The 25,844-nt window shown below is 70.8% G+C and carries 18 protein-coding genes and 1 pseudogene; 11 read left to right on the forward strand and 8 right to left on the reverse strand.

Annotated elements, in window-relative coordinates:
- The first annotated feature begins 190 nt into the window (after window positions 1-190).
- On the forward strand, window positions 191-1,942 hold the full coding sequence (locus WMF20_RS16000; protein ID WP_437614558.1) for an ATP-binding protein: 1,752 nt from the start codon (window positions 191-193) through the stop codon (window positions 1,940-1,942).
- 174 nt (window positions 1,943-2,116) lie between these two features.
- On the opposite strand, the gene WMF20_RS16005 is transcribed toward WMF20_RS16000, so the two are convergent.
- From WMF20_RS16005 to WMF20_RS16020, 4 genes are all read right to left on the reverse strand, one after another.
- Complete coding sequence (locus WMF20_RS16005; protein ID WP_437614560.1) at window positions 2,117-2,926, reverse strand: class I SAM-dependent methyltransferase; 810 nt, start codon at window positions 2,924-2,926, stop codon at window positions 2,117-2,119.
- Window positions 2,927-3,069: 143 nt separating this feature from the next.
- Window positions 3,070-3,387: a hypothetical protein gene (locus tag WMF20_RS16010; RefSeq protein WP_437614562.1), complete on the reverse strand. Its 318-nt coding sequence runs from the start codon at window positions 3,385-3,387 to the stop codon at window positions 3,070-3,072.
- A 414-nt stretch (window positions 3,388-3,801) separates the two neighbouring features.
- The gene (locus WMF20_RS16015; RefSeq protein ID WP_437614564.1) at window positions 3,802-4,503 is read right to left on the reverse strand and encodes a uracil-DNA glycosylase family protein; all 702 of its coding nucleotides are present in this window, start codon (window positions 4,501-4,503) and stop codon (window positions 3,802-3,804) included.
- Complete coding sequence (locus WMF20_RS16020; RefSeq protein ID WP_437614566.1) at window positions 4,500-5,123, reverse strand: rhomboid family intramembrane serine protease; 624 nt, start codon at window positions 5,121-5,123, stop codon at window positions 4,500-4,502. The genes WMF20_RS16015 and WMF20_RS16020 overlap by 4 nt, the downstream gene beginning before the upstream one ends.
- Window positions 5,124-5,289: 166 nt before the next feature.
- Between WMF20_RS16020 and WMF20_RS16025 the strand changes: the two genes are divergently transcribed.
- The 4 genes from WMF20_RS16025 to meaB all read left to right on the forward strand — a co-directional run bounded on the left by WMF20_RS16025 (window position 5,290) and on the right by meaB (window position 10,990).
- Window positions 5,290-6,789: a M14 family metallopeptidase gene (locus WMF20_RS16025; protein WP_437614568.1), complete on the forward strand. Its 1,500-nt coding sequence runs from the start codon at window positions 5,290-5,292 to the stop codon at window positions 6,787-6,789.
- 101 nt (window positions 6,790-6,890) lie between these two features.
- Window positions 6,891-7,343 (forward strand): VOC family protein, encoded by a 453-nt coding sequence (locus WMF20_RS16030; RefSeq protein WP_437614570.1) that lies wholly within the window; start codon window positions 6,891-6,893, stop codon window positions 7,341-7,343.
- The gene (scpA, locus tag WMF20_RS16035; RefSeq protein WP_437614572.1) at window positions 7,336-9,984 is read left to right on the forward strand and encodes a methylmalonyl-CoA mutase; all 2,649 of its coding nucleotides are present in this window, start codon (window positions 7,336-7,338) and stop codon (window positions 9,982-9,984) included. Before WMF20_RS16030 ends, scpA begins: the two co-directional genes overlap by 8 nt.
- A gap of 1 nt (window position 9,985) precedes the next feature.
- Window positions 9,986-10,990: a methylmalonyl Co-A mutase-associated GTPase MeaB gene (gene meaB, locus WMF20_RS16040; RefSeq protein WP_437614574.1), complete on the forward strand. Its 1,005-nt coding sequence runs from the start codon at window positions 9,986-9,988 to the stop codon at window positions 10,988-10,990.
- Between the two features lie 506 nt (window positions 10,991-11,496).
- On the opposite strand, the gene WMF20_RS16045 is transcribed toward meaB, so the two are convergent.
- Together WMF20_RS16045 and WMF20_RS16050 are read right to left on the reverse strand one after the other, a co-directional pair.
- Complete coding sequence (locus tag WMF20_RS16045; protein WP_437614576.1) at window positions 11,497-12,711, reverse strand: FAD-dependent monooxygenase; 1,215 nt, start codon at window positions 12,709-12,711, stop codon at window positions 11,497-11,499.
- Between the two features lie 91 nt (window positions 12,712-12,802).
- Window positions 12,803-13,564: a helix-turn-helix domain-containing protein gene (locus WMF20_RS16050; protein WP_437312911.1), complete on the reverse strand. Its 762-nt coding sequence runs from the start codon at window positions 13,562-13,564 to the stop codon at window positions 12,803-12,805.
- Window positions 13,565-14,577: 1,013 nt separating this feature from the next.
- On the opposite strand from WMF20_RS16050, the gene WMF20_RS16055 reads away from it, so the two are divergent.
- A complete protein-coding gene (locus WMF20_RS16055) occupies window positions 14,578-15,513 on the forward strand; it encodes a hypothetical protein (RefSeq protein ID WP_437614579.1) in 936 nt (311 codons plus the stop codon).
- Window positions 15,514-15,537: 24 nt separating this feature from the next.
- Here the strand turns inward: WMF20_RS16055 and WMF20_RS16060 are convergent, their stop codons facing one another.
- Entirely contained in the window at window positions 15,538-16,089 is a 552-nt protein-coding gene (locus WMF20_RS16060; protein ID WP_437614581.1) for a hypothetical protein, read from the reverse strand.
- A 44-nt stretch (window positions 16,090-16,133) separates the two neighbouring features.
- On the opposite strand from WMF20_RS16060, the pseudogene WMF20_RS16065 reads away from it, so the two are divergent.
- Window positions 16,134-16,346: pseudogene (locus tag WMF20_RS16065) on the forward strand (GNAT family N-acetyltransferase); the annotation flags it as partial.
- A gap of 75 nt (window positions 16,347-16,421) precedes the next feature.
- On the opposite strand, the gene WMF20_RS16070 reads toward WMF20_RS16065, so the two are convergent.
- Window positions 16,422-19,403: a penicillin acylase family protein gene (locus tag WMF20_RS16070; RefSeq protein ID WP_437614583.1), complete on the reverse strand. Its 2,982-nt coding sequence runs from the start codon at window positions 19,401-19,403 to the stop codon at window positions 16,422-16,424.
- Between the two features lie 560 nt (window positions 19,404-19,963).
- On the opposite strand from WMF20_RS16070, the gene WMF20_RS16075 reads away from it, so the two are divergent.
- The 4 genes from WMF20_RS16075 to WMF20_RS16090 all read left to right on the forward strand — a co-directional run bounded on the left by WMF20_RS16075 (window position 19,964) and on the right by WMF20_RS16090 (window position 25,830).
- On the forward strand, window positions 19,964-21,136 hold the full coding sequence (locus tag WMF20_RS16075) for a DTW domain-containing protein (protein WP_437614585.1): 1,173 nt from the start codon (window positions 19,964-19,966) through the stop codon (window positions 21,134-21,136).
- A 506-nt stretch (window positions 21,137-21,642) separates the two neighbouring features.
- Window positions 21,643-22,680, forward strand: coding sequence for a deoxyhypusine synthase family protein (locus WMF20_RS16080; RefSeq protein ID WP_437614587.1), 1,038 nt, complete (start codon window positions 21,643-21,645; stop codon window positions 22,678-22,680).
- A gap of 42 nt (window positions 22,681-22,722) precedes the next feature.
- On the forward strand, window positions 22,723-23,766 hold the full coding sequence (locus tag WMF20_RS16085; protein WP_437614589.1) for an NAD-dependent epimerase/dehydratase family protein: 1,044 nt from the start codon (window positions 22,723-22,725) through the stop codon (window positions 23,764-23,766).
- 177 nt (window positions 23,767-23,943) lie between these two features.
- Window positions 23,944-25,830 carry an FAD-binding oxidoreductase gene (locus WMF20_RS16090; protein ID WP_437614591.1) on the forward strand — a complete coding sequence of 629 codons (1,887 nt, stop codon included), beginning with the start codon at window positions 23,944-23,946 and terminating at the stop codon, window positions 25,828-25,830.
- Window positions 25,831-25,844: the final 14 nt, after the last annotated feature.

A 25,844-nucleotide genomic window follows, 5' to 3' on the forward strand; every position in this document is an offset into this window, starting at 1 on the left:
CGAGCCCGCGCCCTCGGGGCGCGCTGAGGGCGCGGGCCTCGGGCCGCATGGGGCCGCCTCCGTCTGCCCGCCGGAGCAGCGTACGGACGACCTCGGGACGAAGACCTCGTCGCCCGGGAGCGGCCGAAGAGGCCGATCAAGCACGGTCGCCATCGACATTCCGACGGACATCGCTCGCAAGTGGCAGGAGATGACCGATCTCCTCGCGGAGATCCTGCGCGTCCCGGCCGCTCTGATCATGAGAGTCGAGCCGCCCGAGATCGTCGTCTGCGTCTCCAGCGAGTCGAAGGGGAACCCTTATGAGCCCAACGAACGCGCGCGTCTCGACACCGGGCTCTACTGCGAGACCGTGATGAAGACCCGAATGCCGCTGCTGGTCCCTGACGCCTTGAAAGACGAGCGGTGGGAGTCGAACCCGGATGCCAAGCTCGGGATGATATCCTACCTCGGTTTCCCGATCGCCTGGCCCACGGGGGATATCTTCGGGACCATCTGCGTGCTGGATGACCGCGCGAACCAGTACAGCAAGACCTACCAGACGCTCTTGGCGCAGTGTCGCGATGTGATCGAGGTGGACTTGAAATCCATCTTCGACTTCGATGCTCGCCTGACAGAAGAAGCCCGGGCAAAAGAGCGGCTGGAACAGCAGGTCGCCGAGCGCACCGCCGAGCTCAGCCGTGCCAACGCCCAGCTCAGGCACAAGATCGCCGAGCACGAGCAGACGGAGGCGGCGCTGCGGAAGGTCGCGGAGGAGCGCAGGCGCGCGGAGGAGGCGTTGCGCACGAGCCAGGAGCTCCTGCGCGCCATCATCGACAGCTCGACGGCCATCGTCTACGTCAAGGACATCGAGGGGCGCTACGTCCTCGTCAACCGCCGCTTCGAGGAGCTGTTCGGCATCACTCGCGAGGCCATCGTGGGCAAGAGCGACGATGACGTGTTCTCCCGGGAGCACGCCGAGGCGCTCCGCGCTTTCGACGAGCGGGCGCTCCTCGCCGGGACGGCGCTGGAAGACGAGGAGGTGATGCCTCAGGACGATGGCGTGCACACCTATGTCGCCATCAAGTTCCCTCTGCGCGACGCTGCCGGCGTCCCGTACGCGGTGGGCGGCATCTCCACGGACATCACGGAGCGGAAGAGGATCGAGGCGGAGCGCGCCCTGCTCCTGGAGGACGAGCAGAGGGCCCGGGCCGCCGCCGAAGCAGCGGTGCGGATGCGCGACGACTTCGTGTCGATCGCCTCTCATGAGCTCTATACCCCCATCGCGGGCCTGAAGCTCGCCGTGCAAGGTTTGATGCGCGAGGCGACGACGCTCCCCGCCGGCGCGCAGAGGCTGGCCGGGATGGCCGACCGGCAGTGCCGGCGGCTCGTCAGGCTCATTGAAGATCTGCTCAACGTGGCTCGGATCCAGGCAGGCAAGCTCGAGCTGACGCTGGGAGACGTCGATCTCCGGGCGCTTTCGCGAGAGGTCGTGGAGGACTTCGACGTGGAGCTGAAGCAGTCCGGAAGTACGGTGATATGGCGGGCCGACGCTCCCGTGGTGGGCATGTGGGACAGGGCCCGTCTGGAGCAGGTGGTGACCAACCTGGTGCTGAACGCCATCAAGTATGGGAGGGGCAAGCCGATCGAGATCAGCGTCGCGGCCGAGGGCGAGATGGCCAAGCTGGTCGTCGCCGATCGCGGCATCGGGATCGACCCGAGCTGCGTGCCGTATATCTTCGAACGCTTCGAGCGAGGCGTCTCGGCGCAGCACTACGGCGGTCTCGGCCTGGGGCTGTACATCAGCCGCCGGATCGTGATCGCCCATGGCGGCTCGATCCGCGTCGAGAGCGAGCTCGGCGCGGGGGCGGCCTTCATCGTGGACCTCCCCCTGCGCCGGCGCCGCCACGCTCTGCCGACCGAGGTGTCCCCGCCGGCCGGAGGTCCCGATGAGCCCGCGGGGTGATCCCAGAGCGGCCACCCTGGGCGCGTGCGCGCTGCTCAAGAAGCCGCTCGATCTCGACACCCTTCTCGCCGTGGTCGCGCGGACACAATGAGCTCGTGTCGGGGAGCGCGCCTTTGCGCCTGTGCGTTGAGCTCTCTCTCCCCGGAGCCCTGGCCGGACTCCTGGTGGGTGGAGCTAGCGCGTTCCGGCGCCCAGGTTGGCGACCATCCCGAGGCGCTGAGGACCCTCGCCGAACCGCGCCTGCAGCCGGCCGAGGATCGCCTTGCCGAGCTCGTCCCAGCGCGCCTCGCCGAGCTTGTCCCGCAGGAGCACCAGCGGCGCGTTGCTCCGGCGCATCGAGCCCCAGAGCTCCTCGGTCGAGGCCGCCTCCCAGGCGTGCTCGACCTCGCGCACCGAGACGTCGCGAAAGCCGGCGGCCTCCATCTCGGCGCGGAGCTCCGCCGGATCTCCGAGCGGCGCCTTGCCCTCGCCGAAGGGCAGCCCGGGCAGCTCGGCGCGGATCGCCGAGAAGAGCTCGTCCATGATCGGCGACCGGTCCATCGGCGCCCAGCTCCCGACGACGGCCCGGCCACCCGGGCGCAGCACCCGGAGGAGCTCGCGGAAGCCGCGGTCGCGGTCGGGGAAGAACATCAGCCCGAACATCGAGAAGGCGGCGTCGAAGGCGCCGTCCTCGAAGGGCAGCGCCATGCCGTCGCCGACGCGGGCGTCCACGGCGAGCCCCGCGCGCGCGGCGCGCTCGCGCAGCCGCTCGACCATCGCGGGGGAGAAGTCGAGGGCGGTCACCTGCGCCTCCCGGGCGGCGAGGAGGGACAGGGTGCCTGGCCCGGCGGCCACGTCGAGCACGCGCGCGCCCGGACCGATGGCGGCGAGCCGGAGGGCGTCGGCGGCGTATTTCTCGAAGTGCGGGACGATGTCGACGGCGTAGTCGTCGGCGACAAGGTTCCATGCGACCGGGGTGGCGAGGGGGCTCGGGGGCTGGGTCATCGGCGACGTTGCTATCACGCGCGCGCCGAGCCGATCCAGCCGGCGCCACACGATGCCCAGGAGATGCGAAACGACCTACACCAGGAGAAGCTGTACGGATCGCGGCGCTGTCCTCCCCCGCGGCGCCCGCGCCGGCGCGGCCGTCACTGCGCGACCGCGCTCTCGCGGCGATTCGCCACACGCGCCAGCGCCTTGGCCCCGGCCCTCGCGCCGGCGGGGCGCGCCGCCGCCTCCGGCGAGCCCGGCTCCGCATCCGCGTCGGCGCCCTTCTCCTCCGTATCCGCCGTGTCGGCGCCAGCCTCGGTCGCGTCGTGCGGCGGCAGCACCGCCTTCGCGGTCGACACGAGCAGCACGCTGGTCAGCGCCACGACGCTCGCCGATCCGGCGACGAACACCGCGATATGCATCATGGTGCGCTGGAGGAGGCTGCCTTCATTCAACTTCCGGAGGATCTTCAACATGGTGCTACCTGCCTCGTTCGCGAGCGCCCGCCCGCCGCCAGCGCCTTTGCTGCATGTGAATGCGAGCGTCGTGCCAGCAGCCCTCCGCCGGATCCACCGCATGGATCACAGGGCTTCTGGTGTCGCTCTGCCAAAGTGGACACGTCGGCGACCTGTACAATGGCGCATCCTGCCAAAATGACAATCCGTTTTGCGGTGCGCCGCGACCGCGGTGTGCTTGGCGGTCGTGACGCGTCGTGAGGCACTGAATACGGCGCACGCCCGGCGGAGTTGCCGCGCGTTCCGTGCTGTCGGCGCGTATCCTGATCTGTCGGCCTGGCCGTCCTCGACAGGATGTCCGCGCTTCGTCGGGAGGGGCCTCCCGGCGCGGTTTCCGCGCGTCTTCCGCGCGTCTCCCGGGCGCCTTCCGCGCGACTACGGCGGCCCCTCGGGCGCCGCGGCAGCGGGCGCGGCGCCGGCGAACGCGCGCGCGGCCTCGGGGTGCTCCGCGATGAGGCGGAGCGCGCGGCCGAGGAGCGAGATCCCCGGCTCGGTCTTGTGCCAGGTCGACGCGCCGCTCGGGTGCGGCAGGCAGATGACGTCGGCCTCGACGCCGTGAAAGCGCGCCCGCCGCACCTCGCCGATCACGCCCGCGAGCGGCCCTCGGTGGCCGAGCACCTGCTCCACCGCCAGGCCGCCCACCGGCAGGATCAGCCTCGGCTCCAGGATCCCCACCTCGCGCGCAAGGTGCGTCCGGCAGCGCAGGATCTCCTCGGGATCGGGCCTCCGGTCGCCGCCGCCCTTCGCCTTGCCGGGGAAGCAGCGCGCGACGGCCGACATGTAGACGCGCCGCCGGAGCTCGTCCTCGCGCACGCCGAGCGCCGCCTCGAACCAGCGGAACAGGGTGCGGCCCGCCGTCCACGCGAACGGGCGGCCCAGGCTGCCCTCGCGCGGGCCGGGCGCCTGGCCGATGAGCAGGATCCGGCTCGGGACGGGCGGACCGTGGACCACCGGGCCGATCATCTTCGGGCAGGCGCGGCACGCCTCGAGCTCGCGGTGCAGCGCGGCGAGCCGCTCCTCTGCGGCGAGCCGCTCCTCCGCGCTCAGGACGGGAAGACGGAGCGCGGGGCGCCTCATCGCCTCGACATCGAGCGCCCGCCGGCGCCAGCGGCCTGCGCGCGCAGGCGGCCACCGACGAGGCGCGCGGCGAGGACGCCGCCGAGGAAGCCGAAGAGATGGCCCTCCCAGGAGATGCCCACCTGCGTCGGGAGCACGCCCCAGATCATCCCGCCGTAGACGAAGCCGACCACCAGCGAGAGCGCGATCGCGAGGAGGCTCCGCTCGAACCAGCCGCGGAGGAGCAGGAAGCCGAAATACCCGAAGATGACGCCGCTCGCGCCGATGTGCACCGAGCTGCTCGACCCGATGAGCCAGACGCCGAGGCCGCCCACGAGCGCCGAGAGGAGCGTCACGAGGACGAGGTCGCTCGTCCTGCGGAGCAGGATCAGCCAGCCGAGCGCGACGAGCGGGACCGTGTTCGCGGCGAGGTGCGCGAACCCGCCGTGCAGCCACGGCGCGAGCGCGATGCCGACGAGGCCCGGGATCGTCCGAGGACGGATTCCCAGGGTATCGAGCGATCCGCGGAACACCGTGAAATCGAGGATCTCGATCGCCCAGAGGAGCGCGACGACGCCTCCGAGCAGCGCCGCATGCAGCTTGAGCTCACGGGTGATCGCCCTGGTTTCGCTGGTGCCCATCCTGTCCTCGCCGGGCCCGCCGAGCGGCGGCCCACGCTTCGAGCCTAGCTCGTGAAACAGCCACGCGCGCGCTCTCTTCCCGACTCTTCCCGCCTCTTCCCGCGAGGCGCGCCCCCGGCGCCGATAGCTGTCCCGCCCGGCGAGCGGCGCGGTAGAGATCGGGCTCATGCTGCTCACCCGCGCCGAAGCCACCGGATTCCGCGAGACTTCCCTCCACGCCGACGTAATGCGGTTCGTCCGCGCGCTGGAAGCCCGCGACGACCCGCGCCTCGCCGTGACGACCTTCGGGACCAGCCCGGGCGGACGGGAGCTGCCGCTGCTCGTGCTGTCGAAGGACGGCGTGCGCTCCCCGGCCGAGGCCCGCCGCGCCGGGCGCCCGGTGGTGCTGATGCTCGACGGGATCCACCCCGGCGAGGTGGAGGGCAAGGAGGCCAGCCTCGCGCTCGTCCGCGACCTGCTCGACGGCCGGCACCCCGACTGGCTCGACACGCTCGTGCTCCTCGTCGTGCCGCTGTTCAACCCGGACGGCAACGACGCGCTCGACCCGCAGAACCGCCGTCTCGACCTGAAGAAGCTCACCGGCCAGCCCGGGCCGGTCGTCGGCACCCGGACGCAGAGCCAGGGCATCAACCTGAACCGCGACTACCTCCGCCAGGCCGCGCCCGAGATGCGCCTGCTCCAGGAGCGCGTGTGCATCCCGTGGGCGCCCGATCTCACCATCGACAACCACGCGACCAACGGCTCGGTGCACCGGTTCCACATGACGGTCGACGTGCCGCACACCGTCGAATCCGGCCGCGCCGAGCCGATCGCGATGGTGCGCGATCGCCTGGTCCCCGAGGTGATGGCCGCGGTGCGCAAGCGCGGCTTCGAGAGCGGCTGGTACGGCAACTTCGTCGAGGACGAGCGCGCGCTCGACGCGGGCGGCGACGCGGATCCGGCGGCGGCCGTCGGGCTCGGCTGGATGACCTACCCGCACCACCCGCGGTTCGGCTCGAACTACCGCGGGCTGACGGGCCGGCTCGACCTGCTGCTCGAGTGCTACAGCTATCTCTCGTTCGAGGAGCGGGTCCAGACCGCGTCGGCGTGGCAGATCGAGACCCTCTCCTGGGCCGCCGCGCACGCGGACGCCATCCGCGAGGTCGTGGCCTCGAGCGCCCGGCCGCCGGATCGCGTCGCGGTCCGCTACCGCCTCGAGCCGACCGGGACCCCGGTCGACGTCCTCACGCGCAGCCCGCGGGCGTTCGAGGGCGCGCCCGTCACCGTGCGGATCCCGCACCTCGCGCGGTTCGTCGGGACGACCGTGGTGGATCGGCCGCGGGCCTACCTCGTGCCGCCGGCGATCGCGGAGGCCCTGCGCCGGCACGGGCTCCGCGTCGCGCCGGCCGAGGGCGTGCACGACGTCGAGGTCGCCCGGGTGGCGTCGCTCGGCGCCGAGCACGGCCGCGCGATCCTCGAGGCGGCCCAGGTCGGCGAGGTGGCCGTCGAATGGCGCGCGGAGGCCCGGCGCGCCCCGGAGGGGTGGTCCCTGATCGACACCGAGCAGCCGCTCGGCGCGATAGCCGTGTACGTGTGCGAGCCCGAGAGCGACGACGGGGCGGCCGAGAACGGCCTGGTGGCGGCGCCCGCCGTCGGCGACGAGCACCCGGCCTGGCGGGTCCGGTGAGCCCGGAGGCTTGGCATTTCTATGGCATTCCGCTTTTCACGGGTGGCGATCGCTCCACATGCTCGCCGCTCGATGCCGCTCGCTGACCTGGAGGAGGGCGCATGAAGGACCAGATTCCCGGCTTTCTGTTCATCGACCACATCGCCATGGCCGTGCCCGCCGGGCAGCTCGACGCGCAGGTGAAGGCCTACGAGCTGCTCGGCTTCCGCGAGGTGCACCGGGAGGAGGTCCGGGGCACGGATCAGGTCCGCGAGGTGATGCTCCGCGTCGGCGACAGCGACAACCACATCCAGCTCCTCGAGCCGCTCTCCGCCGAGTCGCCCGTCCAGAAGCTCATCGACAAGAACGGCGGCCGCGGCGGCTTCGCCCACGTCGCCTACCGGGTCCGCGACGTCCAGGCGGCCTTCGACGAGCTCAAGGCGCGGGGCTTCCGTATCATCGACGCGGCGCCCCGGCCCGGCTCCCGGGGCACCACGATCTTCTTCATGCACCCGAAGTCGCGCGAGGACGCGCCGTTCGGCCACCTCATCGAGGTCGTGGAGGCCCATGGTTGACAGGCTCTTCTCCGAGTTCGCGCCGGTCGCGCTGGAGACGTGGAGACAGGCGCTCGCGCGGGACCTCAAGGGCAAGACCGCGGACGATCTCTCCTGGGCGAGCGCCGAGGGGCTCCTCGTGCCGCCGATCTTCGCGCCGGACAGCCCCCCGCTCCCCGCCGCGGAGGGCGGGCCGCTCGTCGACTCGCTCGTCGCCGAGCTCCGGGGCGGCGCGTCGGAGCTGCGCTTCACGCTCGGCTGCCGTTATTTCTTCGAGATCGCCCGCCTGCGCGCCGCGCGCCTCCTCGCCGAGCGCGTGCGGCCGGGCGCCACCCTCACCGCCGTGATCCCGTCGGCCGCCGTGCCCGGCGACGAGCCGCACAAGAACCTGCTCCGCGGCATCGTGGCGATGATGGCGGCCGTGGCCGGCGGCGCGGACGACGTCGTGATCACGCCGCCCGAGCGCCTGCTCGGCAACGCCCGGGTCATCCTCCGCGAGGAGGCCCGCTTCGAGGCCGGGGGCAGCCCGGCCGCGGGCTGCTGGTACGTCGAGCAGCTCACCCGGAGCCTCGCGCTGGCGGCGCTGCGCCAGATCGACGGCGCCGCGGAGCTCCCCGCGCCGGCCGCGGCCCCGGAGGACACGGCGCCCCTCGAGCACCTCGGCTTCACCGCCGGGATTCCGCCGTTCCTGCGCGGGCCGTATACGAGCATGTACGTGGTCCGCCCGTGGACCCTCCGCCAGTACGCCGGGTATTCCACGGCCGAGGAGTCGAACGCGTTTTATCGGCGCAACCTGGCCGCCGGGCAGACCGGGCTCTCGGTCGCCTTCGATCTCGCGACCCACCGCGGCTACGACTCGGACCACCCGCGCGTGGTCGGCGACGTGGGGAAGGCCGGCGTGGCCATCGACACCGTGGAGGACATGAAGATCCTCTTCGACCAGATACCGCTCGACAAGATGAGCGTGTCGATGACCATGAACGGCGCCGTGCTCCCCGTCATGGCGTTTTACATCGTCGCCGCCGAGGAGCAGGGCGTGCGGCCAGAGCTCCTCTCCGGGACCATCCAGAACGACATCCTCAAGGAGTTCATGGTCCGGAACACGTATATCTACCCGCCGGCGCCGTCGATGCGGATCGTCGCCGACATCTTCCGGTATGCAGCCGAGAAGATGCCGAAGTTCAACTCGATCAGCATCAGCGGCTATCACATGCAGGAGGCGGGGGCGACCGCCGAGCTGGAGCTCGCGTACACGCTCGCCGACGGCCTCGAGTACCTGCGCACCGGCATCGCGTCCGGCATGGATATCGACGATTTCGCCGGTCGATTCTCGTTCTTCTTCGGGATCGGCATGGACCATTTCACCGAGATCGCCAAGCTGCGGGCGGCGCGGCTCCTCTGGGCGAAGATCGTGAAGGGCTTCCAGCCGAAGAGCCCGAAGTCGATGGCGCTCAGGACGCACTGCCAGACCTCGGGCTGGAGCCTCACCGAGCAGGACCCGTTCAACAACATCACGCGGACGGCCATCGAGGCGCTCGCGGCCGTGCTCGGCGGCACCCAGTCGCTGCACACGAACGCCCTGGACGAGGCGCTGGCGCTCCCCTCGGACTTCTCGGCCAAGGTCGCGCGCGACACCCAGCTCTTCTTGCAGAAGGAGACCGACGTGTGCCGCGTCATCGACCCGTGGGGCGGCTCCCACCACGTCGAGCGCCTCACGGACCGGCTGGCGCGGCGCGCGTGGAAGTTCATCCAGGAGGTGGAGTCGCTGGGCGGCATGGTCAAGGCGATCGAGAACGGCCTGCCCAAGATGCGGATCGAGGAGGCGGCGGCCCGCAAGCAGGCGCGCATCGACGCGGGGCGCGACATCATCGTCGGCGTCAACGCGTACCGGCTGGAGCGGGAGGCGCCGCTCGAGCTCCGCGAGGTCGACAACTCCGCGGTGCGCGAGCGCCAGGTCGCGCGGCTCGGCGCCGTGAAGGCGGCCCGCGCGGAGGCCGCCGTGGGCGAGGCGCTGGCCGCGCTCACGCGCGCTGCCGCGACGGGGGAGGGGAACCTGCTCGCGCTGGCGGTGGACGCCGCGCGCCGCCGCGCGACGCTCGGCGAGATCTCCGAGGCGCTGGAGCGCGTCTTCGGCCGCTACGAGGCCCCGGTGCGCGCCGTCAGCGGCGTGTACGGCGCGGAGATCCGCGACGCGGGCGCCGGCCGCGAGGTGGAGGCGCTCGTGCGCGAGTTCGCCGGCCTCGAGGGCCGCCGCCCGCGCATCCTGGTCGCCAAGATGGGCCAGGACGGGCACGACCGGGGCATGAAGGTGATCGCGACCGCCTTCGCGGATCTCGGGTTCGACGTCGACATCGGCCCGCTCTTCCAGACGCCGGACGAGGTGGCCCGTCACGCCGTCGAGAACGACGTCCACGTGGTCGGCGTCTCGTCGCTCGCGGGCGGTCACAAGACGCTGGTGCCCCAGCTGCTCGACGCGCTCGGGGCGGCCGGCCGCGGGGACATCCTCGTCGTGGCCGGCGGGGTGATCCCGCCGCAGGACTACCGCTATCTCGAGGAGCGCGGCGTCGCCGGCGTCTTCGGGCCGGGGACGGTCATCCCCGACGCCGCGGCGCGGATCGTGCGCACGCTCATCGACAGGCTCGCCGCGCAGGAGGCGCGCTAGGTTGAAGCCGGATCCGAGGCAGCTCGTCGACGGCCTCGTCGCGGGCGACCGCGCGGCGCTCGCGCGCGCCATCACGCTGGCCGAGAGCGCGCTCCCCCGCCATCAGGAGCTCGCCGAGGAGGTCCTGGAGCTGTGTTTGTCGCATGCATCGCCGCGTGAGGGCGGCGCCGTGCGCCTCGGCGTCAGCGGCGTGCCCGGCGTCGGCAAGAGCACGTTCGTCGACGCGCTCGGCGTGCACCTCGTGCGCGAGCGGGAGGAGACGGTCGCCGTGCTCGCGGTCGACCCGACGAGCCCCGTTCACGGCGGGAGCATCCTCGGCGACAAGACCCGGATGCCGCGGCTGGCGAGCGATCCGCGGGCGTTCATCCGCCCGTCGCCGTCGGGCGGCTCGCTCGGCGGCGTGGCGCGGGCGACGCGCCTGGCGATCGTGCTCTGCGAGGCAGCCGGCTACCGCAACATCCTGGTGGAGACCGTCGGTGTCGGGCAGTCCGAGGTCGCGGTCGCCGACATGACGGACTGCTTCTTGCTGCTCATGCTCCCCGGGGCCGGGGACGAGCTTCAGGGCATGAAGCGCGGGATCATGGAGCTCGTCGACCTCGTGATCATCAACAAGGCCGACGGCGGGAGCGAGGGCCGGGCCGCGCGCGCTCGGAGCGAGTACGAGGCCGCGCTGCACCTGTTCCCGCCGCCGCCCCACGGCTGGATGCCCGTGGTGGGCGTCTGCTCGGCCCAGGAGAACCGCGGCGTCCGCGAGGCGTGGGAGCTCGTGCTGCGCCACCGCGCGCACATGCAGGAGAGCGGCTGGCTGCATCGCCGCCGGGCCGCGCAGGCGCGCCGGTGGCTGGTGGAGCTGATCGAGGGGCACCTGCGGGAGGCGTTCCTGCGGAGCGCCGCCGTGCGCGAGCGGATGCCGGGGCTGGAGGGCCTGGTGGAGGCCGGCGCGCTGAGCCCGCTGCGGGCCGCGCGGCAGCTGCTGGAGGCCTGGGAGGCGGCGGGGAAGGGGTGACGGGGGGCCACCGAGCCGACGTGGGCCGGGAGCTCCCCGCGCTCACCAAGGTGCCGCACGAGATCGACGCCGACGCCGTAGCGCTCGACAATGTGGGGGCGACAGGCGACCGAACTCGCCCTGAGACGCTGCGCCGGCTGCGTGAACCCTGGTCGAGCTCGACGGCTGCCTGGCGGGAGACCCCACGCGCGAGGGCCCGCGCCAGCGGGGCCGGTGGTCGAGCGATGACCAGCTAGTGCCGCGCCTCGGTGTTGACGATCCGTTTCGTTCGGCTCGTGCGTCTGGGGGGCGTGAGCGAAGAACGAAAGCAGCCGAGGGCCAGGTTCAGGGGGCTCCAGCTCAGCCAGGAGGACCAGCAGGCACTGCGCCGACGCGAGAGGGAGGGACCGCTCGGCATGCTGGTCGCACGGCGGATCCAGGCCCTCGAGATCCCGCGGTGTCGGCGGGGGCACTACGATCGGCGTTGTCGCTGGAGGTGGCGACGACCACACGCGAGACAGAGGGACCTAATGCGCGACGATGTCGCGCATCTTCAGCTGGTCATTGATGGTCAGTCGTCGGAAGATCGGGCGCGTGACGGGCGAGCTGGCGAGGCGGACGAACGCCGCGCGCAGGATCCGCTGAGCTTCCCCGGACGGTGTGAAGAGCGCCCTCATTCTCAGCCCGTCGGCCTGCAGGCTCGTGATGAACGGGCGCAGCTTCTCCTCCCAGGCGACGAGCGCGCGCCCCACGTCGTCAGGGTACTTCTCCAGCATGTTGCCCAGAAGCTCACTCCCGGCCATGCCGGTCGAAGCGCCCATCCCTGAATACAGCGTCAAGCACCACGCAGCGTCGCCGACCAGCACGACCCGCCCCTTGTGCCAGCAATTCATGCGAACCTGATTGACCGAGTCGAACAGGTACTCGTCTGCGGCCGCGAAATTGTCGAGGAGCTGCCTCAGCACGGGCCCTGCCGGTTCTGGTCCGTAAGCCCTGCGCAGCGACTCGATGGGGGTCCTCCGGAACTGCGCATCGATGTCGTCCACGCGGTAGGAGAAGAGCAGGCCTGGGTTGTGGTCCGCGAAGGGGAATACCCACGCCGACCGCCCGACCTCGGCAAGGACCAGCCCATCATGCAGGTGATAGCCGCGGACGGGTTCGCTCAGGATGGCCGCCCCGATCATGTAATTTAGCGGGTAGAGGAAATCTTCGTGCGGGCCGAAGACGAGCTTCCGGACGGTCGAGCGCATTCCGTCAGCCCCCACCACGAGGTCGAAGTGCTCGGTCACGGTCTCGCCGGTCTTCGTGTGGGTCATCGTGACATCGACGCCGCGACCTCCTAGATCCATCCCCGTGGGGACAGTCGAGAAGCGGATCTCCACCCGCTCCGGCAGCGCGTTGAACAACGCATTCTCGACGTCGCCGCGCAGCAGCATGCGCGGCTGGCCGGGCACGTCGGCGAAGGTCATGCCCTTGCGACGACGATTGGCCCGGTCGACCTCGTACGTCTTGGTTTGCGGGTGCTTGCGGTTGCCCATGACCTCGAGCACGCCGAGCCGCTTGGCGGACGCCTGGCCCGTGCCGAAGAGGGCAATGAAGTAGCCGCCTTTGCGGCGCTCGGGGGCCCGCTCGATGATCACGGGCTCCCAGCCGGCCCTGTGCAGCCGCAGGGCCGTGGCGATGCCGGCGATGCCAAGTCCAACGATCAAAACGCGGCGCCCGTGGGTTGCTGAAGTCGTCATGATGCTTTGACTCTAGCCATCGACGGCGCACGCCGGCAGAGCGTGGCTTGGGGCGGATATCGGCCTGGATTGGGGTCGGATGGCGGGGCCTTCAAGGCCCGGGGCGGCGGCGCTGATCGCGAAAGGCCCGGGGGGTCATCCCTTGGGCGCGCCGGAAGGTGCGAATGAAATGGGTGACGTCGGCGTAGCCAACCTGGTCTGCGATGCTCTCGATGCTCGCGTCCGTCTCCAGGAGCCGCCGCCGGGCCTCGGCTATGCGATGCTCGCGCAGCCAGTCCCCCACCGTCAGCCCTGTCTCCCGGCGGATGGCGTTGGCCAGGTGCGAAGGCGTGCGCCCGACCGCCGACGCGACGTCCTGAAGCGAGAGGGGCTCCAGACAGTGCGCCTCGATGAACCTGAGCGCATCTTGCACGAGCCCGCTGAGCATGGGCGACGCCAGAGGCGCGTGCTCCGAAAGCTCGCGGATGAGCTCCGTGATCAGGAGGGTAAACAATGCGAGCGCGGCGTTGTCCGCGCCCCACTGGGCCTCTCGCAGCTCGGTATCCATCTCGGCCACCAGGCGCTCGATTCGCTGCCGCCGGGGCTCTCCGGGTCGCAGCCGGAGCAGTCCCCGGAGAAAGAGGCTGCGCACCGGAGCGTCCTTCGCATCGCCTCGGATTCGTGGTCGTCCCGGCAGCCGCTCCGGAGTGCTCAGCAGCGTCGGATCAAAGCCCACGATCCATCCCTCCAGGTCGCCGACATCGAGGGGCTGATGCTCCACGCCCGCGGGGATGAGGTGGATATCCCCGGCATGAAGATTGACCTGCTCCAGATGACGGCCTCGCCCCCTTCCCGCCGTCAGCACGAATACCATGAAGAAGGTCGAGACGAGCGGCCCGGGCGGCAGCGTGGGCCGCCTTTGTCGTGGGACGCGAACGACACACAAGGGTAAGCCCCCGGCGCCGAACCCGTCCAGCGTGAGAACGTGGGGAGGGGGGTGCTGAGGCGTGCGACGCATAGCCTGCATGCATAGCATACTCCGGGATGCGACGCCTGCGCGTGCTCGGCATGGCCTGAGCGTCAGTAAGCCGATGCGAGCGCTGCTCGGCGCAAGTCAGTACGTTTGGCCCCGCAGGCTGTGGAGCGAAAGCGGCCCCCTCGATGCATGGATAAGTTGCTGATACAGCGTCACTTTTCCAGGAGGGATGCGGATCGCGTGAGGTTCTATAGGATGATCACTCCGGAGAGAACGCGCAAGGGAAGGGGAGGGCAGGGACGGCGAACGAGACAGAGGAAGAGCTCCGCATGGCGGTGGCACTGAATAAGTGACTACGAGGCCTACGTGCCGTCCTAGCAGATAGCGCGGCCGCGGCGTCGAGGTCCTCAAGCACGAACTCGGGGGCGGCCGCGGCGCCGAGGAGGACGCCGGCGAGCTCGGGGGTCGTCGAATCCATCGCCGGGCGCGGAGCGGCCGCGAAGGTCGAGGGCCACATCGGGCGCTGATGACTGGACACTGGTGCTCAGTGCCGCGTGCTCGGGTCCGTCGCCGCCCACCCGGCCGAGATCGGCCACGTCGCCGGTGAGGTCCGCGAGCGCGGGCCGGTGCCGCGGCCTAGCTGAGCGCGGAGCGGCCGCGGGGGGCTCTACGAGGCGCGTGCCATCCTGGCGCGAGCGCTTCCTGCGCGACGTTCCCGATAACGCCCGCATACTCGAGCTCGCACGGCGATGGCTCGGCAGCTGATCCTACGATGGGCGGCCATGGCTCGGCCCGAGGCGTAGGCGGGCGCTGCCGAACGATCGGCGCCGGGTCGCGGACCGTCCTCCGGGCTGCCGGGGCCATGGTCCCGCCGGAGGGCGCCGGTCCGGAGAACCCGCTAAGATACCGGCATGCGTCCGCTTGCCTTGCCCTTCGCCGCCCTCGCTCTCCTGCTCCCGGCCGCCGCGCCGGCGCTCGCCGAGGAGACCGTCAAGGAAGAGGCTTGGGCGAAGTCCCATGGCTTCCGTCTCGGCGTGGAAGCGGACGTGCTCGTCAGCACCATCGAGGCGAACCTCCCGCGCCGGGAGGCGGCGAGCGGCGGCGGGACGAGCGCCGGCGGGGAGGCGAGCTCCTTCGCGGCGTCCTTCGCGGCGGTCGCCCAGATCCCGCTCTTCGCGGGGCTCCACCTCGACGCCGAGCTGCCCTTTGCGTACGGGAGCAGCCAGGCGAGGCCGCCCGGCCCGGCGGAGGGCGACGCGGCGACCGTCGCGCCGGAGCTCGAGGGGTTCTTCTTCGGCAACCCCTCGATAGGGCTCCACTACGTCGCGAGCGTCTTCCCCACGCTGATGGTGATCGGCGGGCTCTCGGCCTCCATCCCGATCACGCAGGACCCGTCCGACGACACGGCGGCGGCCGCGGCGGCGGCGCTGGCCGTGCGCGGGTACTTCGACGCGCAGCGGACGCTCCTGGAGCACGTCCCGCTGCGCGCCCGCGGCGGCGTCGAGCTGCGCCCGATCGAGGCGTTCTACGTGCGGAGCGATCTCGTGGCGATGTTCGCCATCCCCACCGATGACGGGGAGACGGAGGTGTTCATCGAGCACGCCAGCGAGGCGGAGCTGCGCAGCCTGGGCGGGTTCGGGGTTGGCGCGCGGCTCCAGGCCGCGTTCCCGCTCACGCGGACCGACAAGGTGGCGCTCGCGGCCGAGCCCTTCGTCGGGGTGGAGCCGCCCACGTCGGGCCTCTACTTCCGGGCCGGGCTGCTCGTGGCGCTCGACGAGCCGCTCGGGTTCGGCCTGGAGCAGGGCAAGCTCGCGACGGTCCGCGTCGCGCTGGGGGGCAAATTCTGAGTCGGCCGCGGCCGCCGGCCCCGTTCACGGCCGGCAGCAGATGCCACCCTCGCCGCAGGATGAACCCTCGCACGCCGTGAGCCAGCCAATCAGGCTCGAACCCTCCTCGCAGCCTGCGACATAGCTGGAGCCATCGCCAGGATCCAGCAATCTCTGTCCGCCAGCCTCGTCGCACGCTGCGAATGTCATCGACGGCGGGGCTTCACAGCAAATGCCACCGTTGGCATCGCCAGCCGCTTCGAGCGTCCCTTTCAGCGCGCGGCTCCCTGGACATTCATCGTCTCGTGACAGATCCACACCCGGATCGCCGAGCTGCGGCGGGCTCCCCGCGATACCGACCGGATTGCCCCCGAGCTGCGCACATTCCTGCTGCGTCAACGGTTGAGCGGACTGCGATTCATCCGAAGCCTGCTGGGAGGTGCAGCTCGCGGAGCAGAGGATCGCAGAGCATAACGACACGACGGAGTTCGATGAGCGCTTCTGTGCCATGATGGACATGGAAGCATGTCTCGTGCCGAGCGCATGGAGCGTGTAGATGGGCTGACGCCGCAGCGGAGCAGGATCGATGCGTGCCATCTTGTGCCAGGGTCATCCCCCTCCCCACGTGACGCCGAGGCGCCGGCAGAGCCCTCATGAGCGCGCTCTTGCGCTGGGCGCGGTCAAGCCCGCGCGTCGAAAAGGTCGAGCTTCAGGTGCGCTCGTCGAACGAGCCCGCGATCGCGCTTTATCGATCGCTCGGGTTCGTCGAAGAGGGGCGCAAGACGAGGCGGTTGAAGATCGGTCCGAACGAGTACCTCGACGACGTTTACATGGCTCTGTGGGTTGGTCTGTAAAGCGCGAGCCTTGCGCGCTCCGCGGAAGCGGGGGAGGACCAGCCGGCCCGGGGTGGGCCTCGGAGGAGGCGCCGGCTACGGCGCCTCGACCACCGTGCGCGACTCCTTCGCCTGGATCACGTCGGGGAGCAGGAACGGCACCAGGCGCGTCTGGTTCTTTCGCCAGAGCTCCGCCTGATCGCGGAAATGTGGGCTCTCGGCGTCCCAGACATTGCCTCCGGGAATGGCGTTCCACGCCTTCGGCCCCGCCGGGTCGAGCTCCACGACGAGCCGTTGCGACGGGCCGTGGACGTACCGGAAATCCGGTGACTCGTCGAGCGCCCACGAGAGGCGGTAATCCGAGGAGTCCACCGCGAACTCGTCGCCGCCGCGCGGAAAGCCGCCGCTCCAGAGGGGATCGCTCGGCGGAGGGATGCTGAGGCTGCTGAAGAGGGGGACGAGCGCGTCGAAGGTGACCGTGTGAAAGGCGCCCCAGCGGGGCGCCGCAGCCCCGGAGCCGCCCTGTTGATCGAGCCAGGCGAGGGCGTCGAGCAGGGCGCGCAGCACGCGCTCGTCCCTGGACTCGACCGCTGGCGTGCCCATGTCGTCCCACAGCGCGCTGTCCTGCACGGCCGGATCGAAGGTGGCGAGCTGCTCCCGATCGGCGGAGAACAGGTGGAGGAGCGCCTTCGCCGACAGCTCCCGGGAGAACGACGAGAAGCCCATCTGGCCGAGCTCGTCGCCCAGCACCCGGCGCACCACCCGGACGAGCCAGAGGTTGAAGACCAAGGTCGCCTCCGAGGCGCGGGCGTCGATCGCGCGGGGGCCATCGCCCTCGTCCGCGAGCGGCATGGCGGTATCGAGATCGATGCCGGCGGCCGCCTTGTAGTCCGCCTCCTTGCCCCAGCCGTCGAGGAGCGCCCGCAGGGCGGCGAGGCGCTGCGGGTCGTATGCGGCGTCCGCGACGATCGCGCTCAGCTCGGGGTGAGTACCGGGCGTCGCGTGCTCCTCGTCGGCGCGGTCCATGGCGCGGAGGAGGTGAGGCACGAGCCTCGCGCCGAGCGCCGACTTGATGTCGCCCTGGATCGCCGCGCAATCCTCCGGCGACAGAGGTCCCTCGTGGGCATCGATCCGCTCCTGGATGCGGCCCTCGCGAAACCCGATGTCGAAGCTGCAACCCAGGTACATGGGGGTGCCGTCGAGGAGCGCGCCGTTCGATGGATCGTTGTCCAGGGAGTCCCCGATGGGGTCGTTGTTCGCCGTGGCGATGTATCCCGCCGGCGGGTTCTTCGCCCGGGGGATGAGGTGCTCGGGGAGCGTCCCGGTCCACTCCGCGGTCCCGTCGCCGGGGAGCACCATGCAGGGGAGGACGCCCGTATAGGTGGCCGCGTCCCAGGCGAACGCCTCACGAGACCGCGTCGGGATCGCCGCGTGCGTCGTCCAGAGGATGTCGCCCGCGGCGTCGCCCATCACCCAGTTCTGCGCGCCGACGCTGAATTTCGAGAGCGACTCCTGCGCATCATCGACCGAGCGAGCGCGCAGCAGGCCGAAGATGGCCTCCAGCTCCTTCGTCGGCTCCAGCCCCGTCCAGCGGACGCTGAGCGCCCCCACGGCTGGGTCCGGATCCACCACCGCGTGGTCGACGATGGTCGGCAGGAGCGGGCCGTGATGGGGCACGATCGGGACACGGTAGGTATAGGGCTCCCTGCCGGCGATCGCGATGACCTCCTCGACCGTCTGGAGGGGCACTGGATTGCCCTTGAAGAGCACTGCCTTGCCGTCGGGCGTGAGCGTCTCGGCATAGACATCGGTGACGTCGTACATCGCGACCGTCGCTCCCCACCCGACGTGCTCGTTGTGGCCCAGGATGATCCCCGGAATCCCGGGGAAGGTGACGCCCCCGACGTGAACATCGCGGCTCGCGTCCTTGCCCTCGGGCGCGGTGACGTGGATCGAGACGGCATACCAGACGGCCGGCGCGCTCAGCGACAGGTGGGGATCGCTGGCCACGAGCGCGTGCCCCGTCGCGCTCCGGCTCGCGTGGATGGCCCAGTTGTTCGAGCCGAAGCCCTCCGGGGCGACCTTGCTCCTGGCGCGCTGGACCGCGCTCAGGTAGCCGGTCAGCGACGACATGAGCTTCGCGCGGCCCGGCGCGGCGCGGCCCGGTCGTCGCGCGCGAGACGCTCTCTTCGCCGCCTTGTCCTCCGCCTTCTGCGCCTTCTCCCGCGCCGGGGAGGCGGGGTAGCCGCTGCTGGTCACCGCGGGCTCGGAGGGGGCGAACCTCAGGAAGTCCCGCTCGAAGCCGGCGCGCTTCTGCGCGAGCGGATCGGCGCTGCTCGACGCGAACGTCGTCCGGGCGGCGTCGAAGAGCTGCTGCATGGTGATGTCCAGCTCGGCGTCGAACGACAGGAGGTAGCTCTGGAAGCGGCTGATCACGAGCGAGTCGACGCCGCTCCAGTCGGTGAACGCCTCGGCGGGTATCCCCATCGCGCCTTCGGGGAGGAGGATGTCCCCGGAGCGGATCTTCTTGAACACCTGGGTCACCCCGTCCGCGTACGCGTCGAGCACCTGGCGGAGCTCCCCCTCGGGGAGCGCGTCGTGCTGGGCCCTGGCGATCCGACCGAGACCGACATGGCGGAGAGCGATGTCCTGATCGATGGTGGTGGGATCGAGCTCGCCGAAGAGCTCTGCGAGCCTCCCCTCGGCGGTGCGCCGCAAGATCTCGAGCTGAAGCGCGCGGTCGCGCGCCGTCAGATACCCTTCGACGCGCATCGCATCCACGAGGTTTTCGGCATAGATATGTGGCCTACCGTCCCTGTCCTGGACGACATCGACGGCAGAGAGCAGGCCGTCGATGGTGAGCCGCCCGTCGACGGGCAGATCCGGCCGATCGCCGAGCGGACCGAACGTCGCGGAGGCGGGCGGGCTGCCGTCGGGCGCGCCCGCGTCGGGATCGCTGGGCGCGCCCGCGTCGGGCGCGCTGCTGCCGGGACCAGGGTCCTCCGAGCACCCGAGCATGCCCGTGAGCCCGGTGACCAAGGCGAGGACGCAATGTGCCGAAGATAATGACAGTCGCATGAACGCTCCTTGGTAGGATGGAAGCGAGCCACTGCGGCGGTGTCGTCGCGCGACGCGGTTGCTGGAACAGCACGTCGTCGAGCGGGGTAGAGTTCGGGGCTCCTTTCGTGGCAGCATGGGCCAGGGCACGACCGGCGAGAGGGAGCGTGCCTTGGCGCGGTGTCTGGGCCAGCATGACACGCAGGCGCCGCCGCGGCCCGTGCCGGCCCGCCGCCGCGCCGAGCTGTCTGAATCTTACCTCGCGCTGTCCCAGAGATCCTGGCGGGATTTCTGTTACGCGGAGCTCGATCCAGACCGAGCCGCAGCAGCACGGCGCGATCACACGGCTGGACCGAGCGGAGGATCCCGGCGGCCGCGCGCCGGAGAAGGCCGCGGCCGCGCGGCGCGTGGACCTCGTGGCCGGCGCGGCCGAGAGTGACAAACGAACTGAAACCGCCTGAGGTGAGCAGGTCTTCGACCCGCCAAGGCGCCAAGATCTTGTTCTCGTCTTGGCGTCCTTGGCGCCCTTGGCGGTTCATTTCTCGGTCGATCGACCCGGTCGGTGTTCTAGGGTGGCCCCCATGCGCGACGTCTGCTGGCGCTGCCGGCGCCCCCGTCCGGTCTGCTACTGCTCGCTCCTGCCCTCCTTGCCGACGAGGACCCGGGTCGTGCTCCTCCAGCACCCGCGCGAGCGGCGCGTGGGCATCGGCACGGCGCGCATGACCCACCTCTCGCTGCCCAACTCCGAGCTGCACGAAGGGGTGGTCTTCGAAGACGACCCCAGGATCGCCGACCTCGCCGCGGATCCGACGACGGCCGTGCTCTATCCCGGGGGCGACGCGCGCCCGGCGGACGGGGCGCCTGTGCGCTCGCTCATCGTCGTCGACGGCACGTGGTGGCAGTCGAGGAAGATGCTCGCGCTGAACCCCCGTCTGGCCGCGGTGCGCCGCATCGGCATCACGCCCCGCGCGCCGGGCAACTACCGAATCCGCAGGGAGCCGCGGCCCGAGTGTCTCGCGACGGTCGAGGCGGTGGCCAGCGCGCTCGGCGCGCTGGAGGGCGAGCCCGCGCGGTTCGACGAGATGCTCCGGGCCTTCGCGTTCATGGTCGACCGGCAGATCGAGCACCAGGCGAGGAGCACGGCCCCGCGGAAGCGGCGCGCCGAGGCGCCCCCGCCGCTCGCGCCGCTGCGCCCCTACCTCGGGGATCCGGCGAGGGTGGTGCTCGTCGACGGCGGCGCCAACGCCGGCTGGCCGGCCGCCGACGGCGCGGTCGAGCCCAGGTCGGAGCTCGTGCACCTCGTGGCCTCCCGCGCCTCGGGCGAGCGCTTCGAGGCGTTCCTCCGCCCGCGGCGCCCCCTGGGCACGAGCGTCGCGCACCAGCTCGAGGTGCCCGAGGCCCGTTTGCGCGACGGCGAGGACGCGGGCGCCGCCCTGGCCCGGTTCCGCGCCTTCGTCGGCGACGGCGTGCTGGGCACCTGGGGCGTCTTCACGGTGGACCTGCTCGCGCAGGAGGGCCTCCGGCGCCCGCCTTTCGTCGACCTGCGCGACCTCTGCATGCGGCACCTGCGGCGGCGCCCGGGCGGCATCGCGAACGGGGCGCGGGCGCTCGGGGCCGGGGAGCCGGGGCCGCGGGGCGCCGGCCGGTGCGGGCGCACGGTGGGATGGCTCGAGGTCGTGCTCGCGCGGCTGCTCGACCTCGCGGGGGAGGACGCGGCACCAGGCAGCCAGGAGCGCCCTGCGGGAGGCGACTGACGGCATCCGTGGCCAGACGTCTGGACGAGGGCCGGTCATCCGAGAACAGCCCCGAGCTCCCGACGTGTGGAGAGGACAATTCGCTTCATCACGTCTGACCGGTCGCGCTCCAGAACTTGAGTCGGCGCATGTCGCCCCTGATCATGGAAGCAAGACCTCTCGCGGAACCAGGGAGGAACTTAGCGAATGCTGTACCAGGTGCAGATGTCCATGCGCTCGCCATCCGCGATCGGGACGGAAGCTCCGGACGTCCCGGAGGCGTTCCGAGCGGCCGGAGGACCGGATCTCACGCGGTCGCGCGGTTCAGGGCGGCGCACGCCTGACGCACGGCTCGCGGCCATCGAGACGGCTTGACACGATCCGGACGATTCGTGCTACGGTCCCTCCCGAAGCCACCCGACGCTGCGATGGCGGCCCGGCCTGCGCCGGTCCGTAGCGCGTCCCTGGTGGCCTGCGCGACCCGAGGCCACCGGGACGATTCAGTGGTCGCCGAGGCTCGGCGAAACATGGCTGGAACGACGTGGGCGTCCACGACGCTGCCCCTCCTCTCGTTCGTTCTCCGCAACTACAAGAATTTCAACGCCCGCGCGACGCGCGACGCGCTCCTCGCCTACTGGGAGCACATCGAGCGCGGCGGAAAGATGTTCTGGGCCGTGGCCGGGGCGATGTCTTCGGCCCAGCTCGGCATCACGCTGGCGCCGGCCATCCGCGCCGGCCTGATCCACGGCATGTCCGTGACCGGCGCCAACCTGGAGGAGTCGCTGTTCCGCCTCGTGGCGCATGACGGCTACCGCGACTTCCCCGACTACCGGTACTTCACCAAGCAGGACGACACGCGGATCCTCGAGAACCGGATGCGGCGCGTGACCGACACCAGCATCCCCGAGGACGAGGCTTTCCGCGCGGTGGAGCAGCACATCGTCCCCATGTGGGAGCGGGCGACGGCGAGCGGCGAGCGCCGCTTCTGGCACGAGTACTTCTACGACCTGGTCCGGGCGGTCGAGCCCGCGCTCCACCGCGGACCGCCCGAGGAGTGCTGGTTGCTGGCCGCGGCGGAGGCCGGGCTGCCGCTGGTGGTCCCGGGCCACGAGGACTCGACCTTCGGCAACATCTTCGCCTCCTACGTGAGGCGGGGCGAGTGCAGCGCGAGCATCGTGAAGTCGGGCATCGAGTACATGGCCGAGCTGTACGATCAGTACCGCGCGCTCAGCGCGGGCGCGGGCGTGGGGTTCTTCCAGATCGGCGGGGGCATCGCGGGGGACTTCCCCATCTGCGTGGTGCCGTCGCTCAAGCACGATCTCGGCGAGCCGGCCCGGCCCTGGGCCTACTTCTGCCAGATCTCCGACTCGACGACGTCCTATGGCTCGTACTCCGGCGCCACGCCCAACGAGAAGATCACCTGGGACAAGCTGACCGCGGACACGCCCATGTTCGTGATCGAGTCGGACGCCACCATCGTGGCGCCGCTCCTGCTCGGAGCGCTGCTCGAGTGCAAGCGCCACCCGGCCGAGGCCCGGGCCATCATCGACGCGCGCGGCGCGTGAGCGTCGGCGGCTCTCTTTCCCCTGAAGCGAGGTTGCAAGACGATGAGCAAGAAGAAGGTCCTGATCACGGGCGGCGCGGGCTTCCTCGGGATCAATCTGGTGCGGCACCTGCTCGAGCGCGGCTATGAGGTCACGTCGCTCGATCTCCTGGACTTCGACTACCCCGAGCGGTCACGCATCCGCGAGGTGCGCGGGGACATCCGCGACGCAGCGGTCGTCGACGCGGCGATGAAGGGGCAGGACTTCGTCGTGCACACGGCGGCGGCGCTGCCCCTGTACACGCCGGAAGAGATCTACACGACCGACGTGATCGGCACGCGCGTGGTCATGAGCGCCGCGCGCCGTCACGGCGTCGAGCGCGCCGTGCACATCTCCTCCACGGCCGTGTACGGCATCCCCGACCACCACCCGCTCAGCGAGGACGACCGGCTCGACGGCGTGGGCCCGTACGGGCAGGCCAAGATCCAGGCCGAGCTCGTATGCCTGGAGGAGCGCGGCCGGGGGCTCGTGGTGCCCATCATCCGGCCCAAGTCCTTCATCGGCCCGGAGCGCCTCGGGGTCTTCGCCCTGCTCTACGACTGGGCGCTCGACGGCAAGGGCTTCCCCATGATCGGCAACGGCAAGAACCGCTACCAGCTCCTCGACGTGGCCGATCTCTGCGAGGCCATCTACCTTTGCCTGACGAAGGATGCGTCGGTGGTCAACGACACCTTCAACATCGGCGCGAAGGATTTCACCACCATGGGCGAGGACTACCAGGCGGTGCTCGACGCGGTGGGCAAGGGCAAGAAGATCGTGCCATTCCCCGCGGCGCCGGCGGTGCTCGGCCTGCGCGCGCTCGAGGCGATGGGCCTGTCGCCGCTCTACAAGTGGGTCTACGAGACGGCATCGAAGGACTCCTTCGTGTCGATCGAGAAGGCCGAGCGGGCTCTCGGCTTCGCACCGAAGTACTCGAACAAGGATGCGCTGGTGCGCAACCTCGAGTGGTACCGGGCGCACCGGAGCGAGTTCGAGAGCCGCTCGGGCGTGACCCACCGCGTGCCCTGGAAGCAGGGCGCGATCGGCCTGTTGAAGGCGTTCTTCTGAGCCAGTTGGAGCGGGCAAAGCGGAGGTCCCGACGTGGGTGCAGAGACCCTGGAGACCGGATAGCCATCGGACGCGGCGACGGCGGCGGGCGTCGGCTCGCCCGCCGTGGGCCGTCACCGCGCTGGCAATGTTCGACCAGGCCAGCGCGGAGGGACACGAGGTCGTCGAGGTGACGATATGGATCAGGTGCGAGGGTTGCGGTCGCGTATCGAGCGCGCAGGAGCGAACGTCGCGAGCCGGTTGGGCTGGGCTTCGCGGGGTGGCGGCGGCAGGACACCGGCGCCAGCCGCGCCGCTCGGCGACGAGGAGGAGGCGCTCGACGGCTGGGGCTTCAAGGACACACGCTTCGTCGTGAAGCCGGACGGCCACGTGACGCTCACGGGACGCCGCTACAACATCAGCGGACTCGATCTACCGAAGTTGCTGCCGTGGCTGTCGGGCATTCTTCAGGCTCCGCTCGCCCACGACAACCGCAACGTGCCCCACTATCCGCCCGCGGTTCCCGCCGCGCGGCGCGACGAGGCGCTGCTCGAGGCGCTGCGCGGCTTCCTCCGCGACGATCAGGTGAGTGACGATCCGCTGGTCCGGCTGCGGCATGGCCACGGCCACACCGGGGCCGAGATCTGGGCGATTCGCTATGGTCGGCTCCCCCGCGTACCCGATCTCGTCGTTTTCCCCGAGGCACACGCCGAGGTGGAGCGCCTCGTCGAGGTGGCGCACGCGCGCGGGGCCTGCCTCATCCCCTTCGGCGGCGGTACCAATGTCACCGACGCGCTGCGCTTGCCCGTCGACGAAGCGCGCGTCGTCGTCGTGCTGGACATGCGCCGTATGAACAAGCTGCGCTGGGTGGACCCGGTGAACCGCACGGCATGCATCGAGGCGGGCGCCACCGGCCGGCATATCGCCGCCGAGCTGGCCAAGCACGGGCTGACGCTCGGACACGAGCCCGACAGCGCGGAGTTCTCGACGCTCGGCGGGTGGATCGCCACGAACGCCAGCGGGATGAAGAAGAACCGCTATGGCAATATCGAGGACATCGTGCTCGATGTCACGGCAGTAACGACTCGGGGCGTGATCGAACGCCCCGCCGTGGGCCCGCGTGAGAGCGTCGGCGTCAACCCGAAGACCTTCCTGTTCGGGAGCGAGGGTAACATCGGCGTCATCACCAGCGCGGTGGTCAAGGTCTGGCCCCTGCCCGAGGTGAAGCGCTACGCGAGCGTGATCTTCCCGGACCTCGAGCACGGCTTCCAGTTCCTCTACGACCTGCAACAGAGCGGCGCCGTTCCTGCGAGCGTGCGCGTGATGGACAACACCCAGTTCCATTTCGGACAGGCACTGAAGCCGGCCTCGAAGGGCCTCGCCGCAAGGCTCAAGAGCCGAGCAGAGGCGCTCGTGGTGACGCGGATCAAGGGCTTCGATCCGCACAAGATGTGCGTGGCGACGGTGGTCTTCGAAGGCACGGCCGCGGAGGTCGCCTTTCAGGAGCGAACGCTCCGGGCCATCGCGGCGCGCCATGGTGGCCTCCAGGGAGGCGCCGCCAACGGGGAGCGCGGCTACCAGCTCACTTTCGGCATCGCGTACATCCGCGATCTGGCGTTCGAGCACTGGGCCATCGCGGAGAGCTTCGAGACGAGCGTGCCCTGGTCGCGCGCGCTCGAGCTCTACGAGCGGGTCAAACGCCGCGTGGAGCTCGAGCACGAGCGCCGCCGGCTACCCGGACGGCCCTTCTTCACCGGTCGGCTCACGCAGGTCTATTCGACGGGCGTCGCGATGTACTTCTATCTCGGTTTCTACGCGAAGGGCGTCGCCGATCCCGTTGCGGAGTATGCCGCCCTCGAGCACGCGGCGCGTGAGGAGATCCTCGCCTCCGGCGGCACGCTCTCGCACCACCACGGCGTGGGGAAGATCCGGCAGGGCTTCCTCGACGAGGTGTACTCCGAGGGCGCGCGGGCGGTCATCCGCGAGGTCAAGCGCGCGCTCGATCCGGACAATCTCTTCGGCGCGTCGAACCACGGCGTGCGCGGCGCAGTCGCGCTCGCCGGCGAGACGGAGCAGGCGCCGTGACCGGGCATAGGCCC

It is taken from the genome of Sorangium sp. So ce834, from assembly GCF_051521425.1.
Taxonomy (GTDB): Bacteria; Myxococcota_A; Polyangia; order Polyangiales; family Polyangiaceae; genus Sorangium; species Sorangium cellulosum_D.

Excerpts from the sequence above, each read along its gene's own strand:
- WMF20_RS16075 (WP_437614585.1), top strand. The coding sequence starts at position 19,964 with ATGCGCGACGTCTGCTGGCGCTGCCGGCGCCCCCGTCCGGTCTGCTAC.
- WMF20_RS16030 (WP_437614570.1), top strand. The coding sequence starts at position 6,891 with ATGAAGGACCAGATTCCCGGCTTTCTGTTCATCGACCACATCGCCATG.
- WMF20_RS16045 (WP_437614576.1), bottom strand. The coding sequence starts at position 12,711 with ATGACGACTTCAGCAACCCACGGGCGCCGCGTTTTGATCGTTGGACTT.
- scpA (WP_437614572.1), top strand. The coding sequence starts at position 7,336 with ATGGTTGACAGGCTCTTCTCCGAGTTCGCGCCGGTCGCGCTGGAGACG.
- WMF20_RS16085 (WP_437614589.1), top strand. The coding sequence starts at position 22,723 with ATGAGCAAGAAGAAGGTCCTGATCACGGGCGGCGCGGGCTTCCTCGGG.
- WMF20_RS16010 (WP_437614562.1), bottom strand. The coding sequence starts at position 3,387 with ATGTTGAAGATCCTCCGGAAGTTGAATGAAGGCAGCCTCCTCCAGCGC.
- WMF20_RS16090 (WP_437614591.1), top strand. The coding sequence starts at position 23,944 with ATGGATCAGGTGCGAGGGTTGCGGTCGCGTATCGAGCGCGCAGGAGCG.
- WMF20_RS16025 (WP_437614568.1), top strand. The coding sequence starts at position 5,290 with ATGCTGCTCACCCGCGCCGAAGCCACCGGATTCCGCGAGACTTCCCTC.
- WMF20_RS16055 (WP_437614579.1), top strand. The coding sequence starts at position 14,578 with ATGCGTCCGCTTGCCTTGCCCTTCGCCGCCCTCGCTCTCCTGCTCCCG.
- WMF20_RS16050 (WP_437312911.1), bottom strand. The coding sequence starts at position 13,564 with ATGGTATTCGTGCTGACGGCGGGAAGGGGGCGAGGCCGTCATCTGGAG.
- WMF20_RS16005 (WP_437614560.1), bottom strand. The coding sequence starts at position 2,926 with ATGACCCAGCCCCCGAGCCCCCTCGCCACCCCGGTCGCATGGAACCTT.
- WMF20_RS16080 (WP_437614587.1), top strand. The coding sequence starts at position 21,643 with ATGGCTGGAACGACGTGGGCGTCCACGACGCTGCCCCTCCTCTCGTTC.
- WMF20_RS16000 (WP_437614558.1), top strand. The coding sequence starts at position 191 with ATGACCGATCTCCTCGCGGAGATCCTGCGCGTCCCGGCCGCTCTGATC.
- WMF20_RS16070 (WP_437614583.1), bottom strand. The coding sequence starts at position 19,403 with ATGCGACTGTCATTATCTTCGGCACATTGCGTCCTCGCCTTGGTCACC.
- WMF20_RS16060 (WP_437614581.1), bottom strand. The coding sequence starts at position 16,089 with ATGGCACGCATCGATCCTGCTCCGCTGCGGCGTCAGCCCATCTACACG.
- WMF20_RS16015 (WP_437614564.1), bottom strand. The coding sequence starts at position 4,503 with ATGAGGCGCCCCGCGCTCCGTCTTCCCGTCCTGAGCGCGGAGGAGCGG.
- WMF20_RS16020 (WP_437614566.1), bottom strand. The coding sequence starts at position 5,123 with ATGGGCACCAGCGAAACCAGGGCGATCACCCGTGAGCTCAAGCTGCAT.